At 45.8% G+C, this 12,268-nt stretch carries 9 protein-coding genes; 8 read left to right on the plus strand and 1 reads right to left on the minus strand.

From position 1 onward, the window contains the following. Positions 1–27 precede the first annotated feature (27 nt). The 8 genes from BLCOC_RS02710 to BLCOC_RS02745 all read left to right on the plus strand — a co-directional run bounded on the left by BLCOC_RS02710 (position 28) and on the right by BLCOC_RS02745 (position 10,993). Positions 28–1,083: a metallophosphoesterase family protein gene (locus tag BLCOC_RS02710; protein ID WP_115624303.1), complete on the plus strand. Its 1,056-nt coding sequence runs from the start codon at positions 28–30 to the stop codon at positions 1,081–1,083. A gap of 7 nt (positions 1,084–1,090) precedes the next feature. Beyond that, positions 1,091–2,716: an ATP-binding protein gene (locus tag BLCOC_RS02715; RefSeq protein ID WP_115624304.1), complete on the plus strand. Its 1,626-nt coding sequence runs from the start codon at positions 1,091–1,093 to the stop codon at positions 2,714–2,716. A gap of 135 nt (positions 2,717–2,851) precedes the next feature. Continuing rightward, a complete protein-coding gene (locus BLCOC_RS02720; protein WP_165907266.1) occupies positions 2,852–4,855 on the plus strand; it encodes an alpha-amylase family protein in 2,004 nt (667 codons plus the stop codon). 117 nt (positions 4,856–4,972) lie between these two features. Beyond that, complete coding sequence (locus BLCOC_RS02725) at positions 4,973–6,739, plus strand: sensor histidine kinase (RefSeq protein WP_165907265.1); 1,767 nt, start codon at positions 4,973–4,975, stop codon at positions 6,737–6,739. Then, on the plus strand, positions 6,736–7,812 hold the full coding sequence (locus tag BLCOC_RS02730; protein ID WP_165907264.1) for a response regulator transcription factor: 1,077 nt from the start codon (positions 6,736–6,738) through the stop codon (positions 7,810–7,812). The genes BLCOC_RS02725 and BLCOC_RS02730 overlap by 4 nt, the downstream gene beginning before the upstream one ends. Before the next feature lie 113 nt (positions 7,813–7,925). Then, complete coding sequence (locus BLCOC_RS02735) at positions 7,926–9,260, plus strand: extracellular solute-binding protein (protein ID WP_165907263.1); 1,335 nt, start codon at positions 7,926–7,928, stop codon at positions 9,258–9,260. A 17-nt stretch (positions 9,261–9,277) separates the two neighbouring features. After that, complete coding sequence (locus BLCOC_RS02740; protein WP_115624309.1) at positions 9,278–10,159, plus strand: carbohydrate ABC transporter permease; 882 nt, start codon at positions 9,278–9,280, stop codon at positions 10,157–10,159. Between the two features lie 3 nt (positions 10,160–10,162). Continuing rightward, positions 10,163–10,993, plus strand: coding sequence for a carbohydrate ABC transporter permease (locus BLCOC_RS02745; protein ID WP_115624310.1), 831 nt, complete (start codon positions 10,163–10,165; stop codon positions 10,991–10,993). A 78-nt stretch (positions 10,994–11,071) separates the two neighbouring features. Here the strand turns inward: BLCOC_RS02745 and BLCOC_RS02750 are convergent, their stop codons facing one another. After that, positions 11,072–12,265, minus strand: coding sequence for a ribose-phosphate pyrophosphokinase (locus tag BLCOC_RS02750; protein WP_115624311.1), 1,194 nt, complete (start codon positions 12,263–12,265; stop codon positions 11,072–11,074). Between the last annotated feature and the right edge of the window lie 3 nt (positions 12,266–12,268).

Consider the following 12,268-nt stretch of genomic DNA (forward strand, 5'->3'; position numbering starts at 1 on the left):
CTGCTGTTTATCATAAAAGGAGAACTTATGAAATTTTTTCATGCCGCTGACATACATCTGGGCGCAGAACCTGACAAGGGTTTTCCCTGGAGTAAAGAAAGAGGCCAGGAAATATGGGACAGTTTCCGAAGATTGATAAGACAGGCCGGCGAAGAAAAAGCCGGCCTGTTTCTGATTGCAGGGGATTTGTTTCACCGGCAGCCTCTGATGAAAGAATTGAAGGAAGTAAATTATCTGTTTTCTACCATACCGGATACAAAAGTTGTGCTCATAGCAGGCAACCATGACTATCTGAAACGGGAATCCTATTATCTGCGGTTTCCCTGGGCAGAGAATGTGTTCTGCCTGTGGGGAGATCAGGAACCCTGTGTGGAATTCCCGGATTTGGGTACAGCAGTTTACGGTATAAGCTATGACAGAAAAGAAATCACGGATCCCTTATATCACCACATCAGGCCCCAGAGGCGTCAGCCGTTGGAAATCCTGCTTGCACATGGGGGAGACAGAACACATATACCATTTGACAGATCCGTACTGGAGCAGGCCGGATTTTCTTATGTTGCCCTGGGACATATCCACAAACCGGAGACCCTGGTAAAAGATAAAATAGCCTATGCCGGGGCACTGGAGCCTATAGATAAAAATGATCTGGGGCCTCACGGTTATATAAAAGGCGTCTGGGTCAATGGGGCAATCAGGACGGAATTCATTCCGGCAGCCAGCCGCTCTTATATCCTGCTGTCCGTAAAGGTAAAGGAGAGTACCACACAGTTTTCTCTTGAACAGGCCCTTGCCAGGCTCATGGAGGAAAAGGGCGGGAAAAATCTGTACCGGATCCTTATAAAGGGCGAACACGCAATGGGGATAGAGTTTGATACAGAACGGATCATGAAGCTTGGAAATGTTCGTGAAGTGATCGATCAGAGTCATACAGTCTATGACAAGGAGTCTTTGATGCGCCGATACAGGGGCAGTCTCATAGAGACCTATGTAAAGCGGTTTAGCGGTGAAGAACTATCAGCCAGGGAAGAAAAGGCCTTTGCGTATGGCATAGAGGCTCTGATGGCTTCAAGGGAGGAATAAGCGCTCTATGGTGATTCGGGAACTAATATTAAAAAATTTTGGGAAATTTCAGAACCGTTCTGTCCGGCTGGATGAGGGGATCAATATTATATACGGGGAAAATGAAAGCGGAAAGAGCACGCTCCATGCTTTCATTCAGTGCATATTATTCGGTCTGAAAAAGATGAGGGGACGGGCATCCAGGACGGATACCTATACCCGATATACCCCTTGGGACAATCCTTCCTGGTATGAGGGTACAATACGCTTTTCCTGCGGGGAAAAAGATTTCAGGCTGGAGAGAGATTTCAGAAGAGGGGAAGAAGGGACAAAGCTGGTCTGTGAAAGTGACGGGGAGCTATTGTCTGTAGCGGACGGCGATTTGGAGATGCTGCTGGGGGGAATAAGCGAGGCAGTGTATGAAAATACAGTGTCCATAGGACAGATGAAGAGCCGTACCGGGGATGCCCTGCTTTTGGAGCTGAGGAATTATCTGAGCAGCTATCAGGAGAGCGGAGACGGAAAGCTGAATGTGGACAAGGCACTTTTGCTTCTGAAGGAAAAAAAGAAAGAATGGCTGAACCGCATGCAGTTGAGGATACAGCAGCAGGAAGCGGAGGAGAAGAAGATAAAGTTTGAAATTGCCTATCTTGAGCAGGAGACAGAAGAGCTGGAACAGAAGCTTTTAGAGGAGAAAAAGAGGGAAAAGGAAAGACTGGAAGAACAGAAACAGGAGGAACGGAAACAGGAAGAACGGAAACGGGAAGAAACCCAGCGGGAAAAAGTTAGAAGGTCTGCCCGGGACAGAAGAAAAGCCGGGGAAAAGCTGAACTGGCGAAAGGTGATCCCGGCTGTCCTTCTGGTGGATTTTACTGTATGGGTAATTCTCTTCTGTACAGCCGGATGGAAAACCGCCTGCATATCTGCCGCATGCATACTCACAGCAGCCGTTTTATCCATGGTATACGTATACACAAAAACTGTGTCAAAGAGATCAGGGACGGAAGAGGAGACAGAGGATACCGGACGGGCTGACCAGGATCATACTTCCGGCAATATCGGGGAAAAAAATGTGATGGGTGCCAGTATCCGTCTGCTCACAGCCCAGATTCAGGAAAAAAGGACCAGGATGTCCAATCTGCAGGAGGAGCTTTCAGAGCTGCAGATGCGGGGAAGTTCGGAGCATGGAGAGATGGAGGAGATACGCAGTATAGAGCTTGCGGCAGAGACCATAGAGAGCCTGTCTGTATCGGCACAGGAATCTGTGGGAGAAGCATTAAAGAACCGTATCTCAGAGATTTTCTGTACCATGACAAGGGGAAAATACAAGAAAGTTTCGATAGATGAAGAACTGAAGATCGATCTGTTCACAGAAACGCGCCATGTGCCGCTTTTCATGGCAAGCCAGGGAACTATAGAACAGGTATATCTGGCGCTGCGCATTGCGGTGGGAGATATCTTCTGCGGCGATGAGCCTATGCCGCTGCTTTTGGATGAGGTCTTTGCCATGTATGATGAAGAGCGCATGACAGAGACTCTTCGGTGGCTGTACAAAGAGAAGGAGCAGATCATTATTTTTACCTGTAACAGGAGGGAGGCCGAGGCTCTCAAGAGGGCAGGCATTCCTTATAACATGGTGTATCTGCAGCCGTAAAGAAGGAAAATATTGCAAATATAAGTAAAAAATTTACCATATTTTTAAATTGAATGGAACTAATTGACTTATTTTCATGACAATTCTATAATCAAGAAAAGATACCGAAAGCTAATGAACGCAAAGGAGAAGTGTATGGAGAAAAAAGGAATTCCCTTTCGGCAGATACATCTTGATTTTCATACGTCCCCGTTGATAGGGGATATCGGGGCAGAGTTTGACGCAGAGGAATTTGCGGATACCTTAAAAAAGGCCCATGTTAATTCCATCAATCTGTTTACAAAATGCCATCATGGAATGTTTTATTATCCCACTGCAATAGGCACCATGCATCCGGGGCTTACATTCGACCTATTCGGTGCGCAGATGCAGGCCTGCCGGGAGCATGAGATCCGGGCACTGGCCTACACCTGCGTGTCATGGAACGAGGACTGGGCTGCCCGGCACCCGGAATGGCTTATGGTGAACGCAGAAGGGATATGGGGGAACAAAAAACCTTTTGACAGTTCTTATTATTCCTGGAAATGTATCTGCTATAACAACAAGGATTACCGGGAGATCTTAAAGGCAGAAATGAAAGAAGTATATGACAGGTATCATCCGGACGGATTCTGGATCGATATTGTACAGGGCAGGGGATGTGTATGTACCACCTGTTCCGGTGACATGAAGGCACTGGGACTGGACCCTGAGAACGCAACAGATGTACGGCGTTTTGACAAGATATCAGAGACACGATTTTGTGAGGAGTTTTACCGTTATTTAAAATCCCTGGATGGGGACCTTGAAATATATTTCAACTCGTTTCCCTATGAACTGGATGACGGTTCTGATACCCTTTGTTCCTCCATTGAAAAAAGAAAATACTTTGATTTTCTGGATATTGAGTCCCTTCCAAGTGAACAGTGGGGATATACGCATTTTCCTGTGGCAGCAAATTATCTGAATAAATATGAGAAAGACATCTGCATGATGAACGGGAAGTTTCACACTGCCTGGGGAGATTTTGGATCTCTGCGCCATGAAAATGCCCTGGAGTATGAATGCTTCCGGGCGATTGCCAATGGGGCAAGGGTATGTGTGGGTGACCAGATGCACCCCTGCGGAAAGCTGGATCTTACGGTGTATGAACGGATTGGCAAAGTTTTTGAACAGATAGAAGGTATGGAGCCGTGGCTGTACGATACAAAAAAAGTCAGAGAGACTGCCGTACTGATTCCAACCGGGGCGGGGACAGAGGACCCTTCTTTGGGGGGAATGAGCGAGGAGGGAGTATACCGCGTACTCTCAGAACTGCATATTCCTTTTGATTTTGTCAATAAAGAGGATTCCCTTGCAGATTACAGGCTTCTGATCTTACCGGACCACGCAGAGCTGGACGGGCAGTATGCCGAAACCATAGAGGCATTTTTAAAACAGGGAGGAAAGCTTCTTGTGTCCGGTACATCAGGGTTAAAGGACGGAAGATCCATGATACCCGGCATGCCCTTGAAGCATTTGGGCAGAAGTGAATACGATGTGCGGTATTTGAGGATGAGGGACAGCGGGATATTCCCAAAAGTCCCGAAGACGGACCATGTCCTGTATGAAGCCGGGGAGCAGATAATGGGAGAGGGAACTGTGCTGGCAGAGATCATAAATCCGTATTTTTCCCGTACATATGAGCATTTTTGTTCCCATAGACAGACACCGCCCAAAAGAGAGAGCCAAGGGGAGCCGGCCATTCTGGAGACAAAAGCAGGCATCTATATGGCATTTCCTGTTTTCCGTATGTATACGGACAGCGGTTATACAGTCTATAGGGATCTGGTAGAGGGGTGCATCCGGCGACTTCTGGATAGGCCGTTGATCGAGACAGATCTGCCTGCCATTACAGAGCTGAACCTCAGACGCCAGGGGCAGGATTTCATCCTTCATATGCTGAATTATGTGGTGACAGGCAAAGCAAAGAAGCTGGATACCGTAGAAGAAAAATATATGGTAAAGGATAAATTTGTCAGGATCAGGACAGGGTATAGCCCTGCGGGTGTTGTGAGACTGCCGTCTCGGGAATCGGTAAAATTTCATTACGAGAATGGATATACAGATATGGAGATTGATCATTCCGGCGGGTATGAGGCATTTCTAATTAAACAATAGCAGGAAACAGCGTTTTGTGTTGCACAGTGTGGAGTCATCCTTGAGCAGAAGGTGATTTTTACGGGCTTCACCAAACGCTGTTTTGTTTTTATGGATAAATATGGGAGAGGGTTAAGGATGAGAGGGGCGGAACGTTTTTCATACAGGAATTTAAAATTAAATATGAAAATATTACTCATATATTTTATGGTGCTGGCAGTATTTATCTTGTTCTCTTTCTGGCTGTATAACGACTACACATTAAATATGTCCAAGAATAAAGCCAGGGAATACTCGGAGCAGGTGTTGTCTGTGCAGGAGTCTTCCATTGAAAATACAGTTAATGGCCTGAATAATATATCGAGGATCATTATTGCCAACCCGTCAGTACAGAATTTTCTGAAATCTGTGGATGAGAATTATACCGTGCAGTCTAAGGAAGTCTTTTCACAGATCATGACTTATATGGACATATATCCGGTTGCGAAATCCATAACTATTTATGACCGTTATCAAAACAGATACGGAATCAATAACAATAAGAAAAATACCTTTGAAGGCGCAGATATCTTCAGTCAGGAATGGTTCAGTGAAGTTGAGAAGCTGAAGGGCGGGTTCAAGCTCATAGCCAATATTTATTACTATAACGAATACCCGGGAGAGTCCGTGATATCCCTTGTGAGGATCGTCAATGATATAGAGACACAGGAACCAATCGGTGTACTGGTGCTGGACATTCTGGAACGTCAGTTTTTGGGAGGGCAGACAAAGCCCTATGATAATATCCCCTTTCTGATCCTGGATTCTGATAATAATGTTATCATATCCAATACAGAGCGGACAGAGCTTCCGGGGGAAATTCTTGATTATGACGGAAGCACGGAAATATATTCCGTGTTAGAGAAGAATAGAGGGGAAGAATGTGTTTTTTCTGGCTCTAATATGGAGAAATACGGATGGAAGATAGTAAATACAGCATCACTGAAAAATGTTGAGGCAGAGAGCAAGACCGCAAAGTCCACGATCCTCATCATGAGTGTGTTCTGTTCCGTTGTCTTTATAGCCGCTTCCTTTCTGATATCGCGTTCGATCACCCATCCGGTTCAGAAACTCATAAAATCCATGAATAAAGTAAAAATGGGCAGTCTGAAAAAGGTGGATCTGGATACCGGGAAAGATGAAATCGGAATCCTGAAGGATAATTATAATGAAATGATAGAGGAGATAGATTCTCTGATAAAGCGGGGAATCCAGACAGAGAAGGATAAAAGAACGTATGAGCTTAGTGTCCTGTATGAGCAGATAAAACCCCATTTTTTGTACAATACACTGGACACGATCGGATATCTTGTACTGGCCGGTGATAAGGAGCGGGCATATACCGCCATTGAAAATCTGGGGAGCTATTACCACGGCAGCCTGAGCCATGGTTCCACGGTTGTCACAGTGGAGGAGGAGTTAAAGATCGTGACGGATTATCTGGAGCTGCAAAAATTGAGATACGGGGATATCTTTGATCACAAAGCTGAGATTGAACCGGGGCTTGAAAGGAAAAAGGTGCTGAAATTGATCCTGCAGCCTATTGTGGAGAATTCCCTTTACCACGGAATACGGCCGGGGGGAGTGAAGGGAAGTATTTACATTAAGGTTTTTAGGGTCCAGGAGGAGCTGCATTTGAGCGTAGAGGACACCGGAGTGGGGATGGAGCCGGAGAAGGTGGAGGAACTCTATTTTGGTGACAAACAGGAGAAAAGCTTCGGACTGTGCGGAACTATGGAAAGGATCCGTATCTATTATTCTTATAAGGACTGCTGTGATATAAAGAGCAGCAGGGGATCAGGAACAAAAATAACATTTAAGCTGCCGCTGCAGTTATGCAGGGAAGATCAGGGGGATTTAAAATGAGTGAGCAAAAGATAAAGGTTATGATCGTGGATGACGAGGAGAATACACGCAGTCTGCTGAGGATATGTCTGGATTGGGCGGCGGTTGGATGTGAGATTGTTCAGGAGGCGGACAGCGGACAGGAAGCCCTGGACTTATTGGGGGAGAACGAAGTGGATATGCTCATCACAGATATTAAGATGCCTTTTATGGATGGCTTGGAGTTGTCCCGCCGTGTGGCTGAGGAGTATCCGGACATTAAGATCATTATGCTGACTGCATATGAGATATTTGAATATGCCAGGGAAGGCATCCGTATGGGAGTGGCTGATTATATCGTAAAGCCTGTCAGAAGAGATGCTCTAAGGCAGAGCGTGTGTAAAGTAAGGGACAGTATTTTGGAAAAGAGAAATCTTCTGAAGGCACAGCAGGAGTATCAGGAGAGGGTAGATGAGTGTATGGAGGAAATCTGTAAAGCTGTGAAGGCAGGGAAGGAGGAACAGGCATATGGCTATATAAACAGCATGTTTAAATGCTATCAGGGAGATTCTGCACTGGAGATCAATGCAGCGAGAATGGATACGGTAAATTGTATCACCCGGTTAATGCGCCTTGTCTGTGACTATGGTTTTGATATATCCCAGTTCTTTAAGACCAGCAGTGTGCCCTTTAAATATGTAATACGAATGGAGGAAAAGGAGGAGATGCGGAATTACCTTTTGAATTTTACAGGGTATATTATAGCGGGCTGTGGGAGTAGAAGAGAATTACCTGAAAGTCATGTGATCCGGCAGGTGTGCAGGGATTTGGAGGATAATTACAGAGACAGTGAAATAACATTGGCGGGAATGGCTAAGAAATATTATGTAAACTCAAGCTTTCTATGCCGTCTCTTTAAGCAGGAGATGGGGGTAAACTTTTCAAATTATTTAATGCGTATCCGGATCGACAGGGCAATTGAACTTTTGAAGGAAGAACACTACAAGATTTACGAAATCGCGGAGTTGGTGGGCATACCGGATGCCAACTATTTTTCTAAGTGCTTTAAGAAGATCACAGGGGTTTCCGTGCGCGATTACCAGGAATCCATATAGTAATTATTTTCTTTGTTTCGGTAAATTTTCTCTCTCTACATTTTGGAGGGCAGATGATAGGATAAGACTATAAAACCCGGCCGGTTAAAAATGAGATGAGAGAGGTACAAAATATGAAGAAGAGATGGAAAAAGGCATTATGCATTACCACAGCAGCAGCCATAGCGCTGGCAGCAGCAGGATGCGGAGGAGAAAACAGTAAAGAGGAGAAAAAGGATTCCGGTACCGCGGCCGGCCGGGAGGAGAGTCAGGATAAAGGGGAAAAGGTACAGCTTACAATCTGGTCTCTGTATGGAACGAATCCGGATGATAAGTCAGCAGTCGCTTTCCAGGAATCCATCAAGGAGATCATGGAGGAGGATCCCACACTGGATATACAGCTTGACTACGCGGAAAATGAGGCATACAAGACAAAGATAAAGGCAGCCGTGGCAGCCAATGAGGCACCTGATATTTACGGTACATGGGGTGGCGGCTTTACCAAGCCCTTTGTGGAGGCAGATAAGGTACTTCAGATTGATGAGTATATGACAGAGGATATTAAGGGGCAGCTTCTTCCGGGTGTTCTAGATTACTTTACTTTTGATGAAAAGCTTTACGGACTTCCGACCAAGATGTCAACCTGTCATCTCTTCATCAATAAGAAGATCATGGAAGAGAGCAATGTGGAGATTCCCACAACCTATTCGGAATTACTGGAAGCCTGCAAAACATTGAGGGAAAATGGTGTGACACCTATCGCTTTGGGAGCAAAAGACAGGTGGGCAATCGGTAAGGTGTTTGATATGATGGGAGTCCGCGCATGCGGAATTGAGAATGTAACAAAGATCCTTTCCCAAGAGAGCACTTTTACAGATCCTGATTTTGAAAATGCAGCAAAGAAATTCGAGGAGATGTCAAAAGCTGGTGCCTTCACAGAAAATGCAGTGGCTATTAGTAATGATGAGGCGCTTGCGGATTTTACCCTTGGCAAAGCAGCTATGTTTTATAATGGTTCCTGGTCCTGCGGCTTCATTAACGGTGAATCTTCAACTGTAAAGGATGATGTGATCACCATACCGTTTCCTGTTATGGAGGATGGAAAGGGTACTGTGACAGAGTATGTGGGCGGAGCGTCAGACGGTTTTGTCATTAATAAGGAAACAAAATATCCGGAAAAAGCATTTGAAGTGCTTCAGAAAATTTCCTACAAAATGTCACTGAAATCCTATCAGGCAAGCCTTGATATGCCCGTTTGGGATGTAAAAGACCAGGTTGATGAGAGTAAGATAGACCCGCTGTTCAAAACAATCGCGGAGGATGCCCAGAACGCTACCGGATATATTGCGTGGTGGGATACTTTCTTTGAGGGCAGTGCAGCTCAGGATTACCTCTATGCTCTGATCGACTTATCCATGGGAGATATCTCTGCCGAGGAATTCTGTGAGAAGATGGATACCCTGAATTAACTGAATGGAGGGGTTATATGAACCGGTTGCTGAAGAATAAACAGGCTATTTTCCTGTTTATGCTGCCCGTGGTGATACTTTTCCTGATGATCGTAGCTGCGCCGGTGTTCCTGTCAGGATATTACAGCCTGTTGGAGTGGGATGGCATGGGAAAACAGGAATTTGTAGGGCTTGCCAATTATGTAAGGCTGTTTACGGACCAGAGCGATAAATTCTTGCTGGCTCTGCGGAACAGTATGATCATTGCCGTCCTCTCACTTTTGATCCAGCTCCCCGCCGGCATGGCATTTGCACTGCTGCTGTCAGGGGGCATAAAAGGAGAACGGGCGTATATCACCATTTTCTTTATTCCCGTCATCATCTCCGGCGTGGCGATCGGACAGCTCTGGGGGAAGATATATCATCCGGATTACGGGTTGCTGAATACCCTTTTAAGGGGGATGGGACTGGAGGGGCTTACAAGAGCATGGCTTGGGGACAAGGAGACAGTTCTGGGGGCAGTTATAGTACCTATTATCTGGCAGTACATTGGATATTATATGCTGTTGTTCTATTCCTCCATAAAATCTGTGTCCGCAGATATTTTTGATGCCGCCAAAATAGATGGTGCATCCAGGATCAAGACAGCGTTCTGCGTGACAATCCCGCTTGTCAAGCCTATGATACGAACCTGTATTATCTTTTCTTTGGTAGGTTCATTCAAGACCTTTGATATGGTCTATGTTCTGACAGAGGGCGGTCCTGCCCATGCAAGTGAAGTGCCGACAACGTTGATGGTATGGACCATTTTCAAAAGGAACCAATACGGCTATGGAAGCGCCATGGCAGTTATCATTGTACTTATATGTTTCCTTCTGTATATCGGGGTGCAAAAGCTTTTCAAGGTAGAGGAGGGATAACAGGTGAAAAAGATAAGACAAAGTAAGCCCCTGATCCGGATACTGCTGACTGTGTGGGCGCTGATCCAGCTCTTTCCTCTATACTGGCTGTTCGCGTTTTCGCTGAAGAGCAATGAGGAAATCTTTGGGGCGAATGTCATAGGACTGCCCAAGGAGTTCATATGGGAAAACTATCGGGTGGCAATAGTGGGTGCAAATATCGGAAGATTTTTCTTTAACAGTGTGATCGTTGTGGGTGCCAGTATTTTGATCACCAGTATAGTCTCCCTTTTCGCATCCTATGCCTTAAATAGAATGAAATGGAAGATGAGTAAGACTGTGTATGCGATACTTATGCTTGGGCTGATGATTCCCATGCATGCCGCACTGCTTCCTGTGATGCTGATGCTGAAAAACTTTCATCTTCTGGGGGGATATGTATCCCTGATCCTGCCGTATACAGCCTTCGCTGTACCCATGACCATATTGATCTTTTCTGGATTTATATCAGGAATACCGGGAGAATTGGAGGAATCAGCATGTATAGACGGATGCAGTATCTATCAGATGGTGGTCAGGATCATTTTTCCGCTTATGAAACCCGCTGTGGCTACAGCCAGCATCTTTACTTTTATGAATACATGGAATGAATTGATGTTTGCCACAACTTTTGTGAATTCCACAGAGTTTAAGACACTGACAGCGGGTATACAGACACTGGCAGGACAGTATAATACCAAATGGGGGCCTATTGGAGCGGCCCTGGTACTGGCCACATTTCCAACGATTTTTCTATATGTTCTGCTGTCAAAGGAAGTTCAGAAGAGTTTGATAGTAGGAGCAGTCAAAGGGTGAAGATATAACAGGGATGGAAACCGCATTTTGCGGCGCCATCCCTGTTTTGTCTAATTATTATTATTAAATTTTTTTGTTTTATGATTCTTTATTTTCCAGTTGTTTTTTATGCTTTACCATCAGTTTATTGATCCTCTCCACGGGATTCAGCAGTTTGCTGATAGAGGCATCGTGGTTCAGAGTATCAATAAGCAGAGCAATGTATTTGCTCATATCACAGTTTACATAATATTCTTTGCGGAGAAGTTCATCAGGCTGATATATCAGGTTGGTAGTGAGCAGCCTGTCAAATTCACCTCTCTCGAAAGCCTTGTCGAATTTTTCCATGCCGTTTGTGAAAAGCCCGAAGGTGGAGCACATGAAGATCTTGCCTGCCCCTTTACTCTTCAGAAGTGCGGCGACTTCCAGCATACTGTCGCCGGAGGATATCATGTCATCAATTATGATCATATTCTTGCCTGCAACATCCGTGCCCAAAAACTCATGTGCAACGATAGGATTGCGGCCGTCGATGATGGTGGAGTAGTCCCGGCGTTTGTAGAACATACCCATATCCACACCAAGTACATTGGCCAGATAGATGGCACGTCCCGTACCGCCTGCATCCGGGCTGATGACCATGGTATTGTCATTGGTGATCTCAAGCTCCGGCTCTGCCTTGAACAGTCCTTTGATGAACTGGTAGGACGGCTGTACGGTCTCGAAACCGTGCAGAGGGATGGAATTCTGCACACGAGGGTCGTGGGCGTCAAAGGTAATGATATTGTCCACACCCATGTTCACTAATTCCTGCAGTGCAATGGCGCAGTCCAGGGATTCTCTGCCGGAACGCTTGTGCTGACGGCTCTCATAGAGGAATGGCATAATGACATTGATACGTCTGGCCTTTCCGCCGATGGCGGCGATGACACGCTTGAGGTCCTGAAAATGGTCATCCGGTGACATGTGGTTTGTGTGGCCGCAGAGGGAATAGGTAAGGCTGTGGTTGCACACATCCACCATGACATAGATGTCATCGCCACGAACGGACTCGCCTAGAATACCCTTTGCCTCACCTGTCCCAAAGCGGGGGGTCTGCGCTTTGACCAGGTAGGAATCCCGTTCATAACCATCAAATTCCAGGTTGTTTTTCTCCTGATGTTCACGGTCCCTGCGCCATTTTACAATGTAGTCATCGACTCTGGATCCCAGCTTTTCACAGCTCTTCAGCGGTATGATGCCAAGGCGGCCTACGGGAAGGGAATCTAAGGGAGTTGCATCTTTTGGTGACATGTT

The sequence above is a fragment of the Blautia coccoides genome (assembly GCF_034355335.1).
Taxonomy (GTDB): Bacteria; Bacillota; Clostridia; order Lachnospirales; family Lachnospiraceae; genus Blautia; species Blautia producta.

What these genes read in the sequence shown, in the direction of transcription:
- BLCOC_RS02730 (WP_165907264.1), top strand. Translation starts at nt 6,736, where the DNA reads ATGAGTGAGCAAAAGATAAAGGTTATGATCGTGGATGACGAGGAGAAT.
- BLCOC_RS02740 (WP_115624309.1), top strand. Translation starts at nt 9,278, where the DNA reads ATGAACCGGTTGCTGAAGAATAAACAGGCTATTTTCCTGTTTATGCTG.
- BLCOC_RS02710 (WP_115624303.1), top strand. Translation starts at nt 28, where the DNA reads ATGAAATTTTTTCATGCCGCTGACATACATCTGGGCGCAGAACCTGAC.
- BLCOC_RS02750 (WP_115624311.1), bottom strand. Translation starts at nt 12,265, where the DNA reads ATGTCACCAAAAGATGCAACTCCCTTAGATTCCCTTCCCGTAGGCCGC.
- BLCOC_RS02725 (WP_165907265.1), top strand. Translation starts at nt 4,973, where the DNA reads ATGAGAGGGGCGGAACGTTTTTCATACAGGAATTTAAAATTAAATATG.
- BLCOC_RS02715 (WP_115624304.1), top strand. Translation starts at nt 1,091, where the DNA reads ATGGTGATTCGGGAACTAATATTAAAAAATTTTGGGAAATTTCAGAAC.
- BLCOC_RS02735 (WP_165907263.1), top strand. Translation starts at nt 7,926, where the DNA reads ATGAAGAAGAGATGGAAAAAGGCATTATGCATTACCACAGCAGCAGCC.
- BLCOC_RS02720 (WP_165907266.1), top strand. Translation starts at nt 2,852, where the DNA reads ATGGAGAAAAAAGGAATTCCCTTTCGGCAGATACATCTTGATTTTCAT.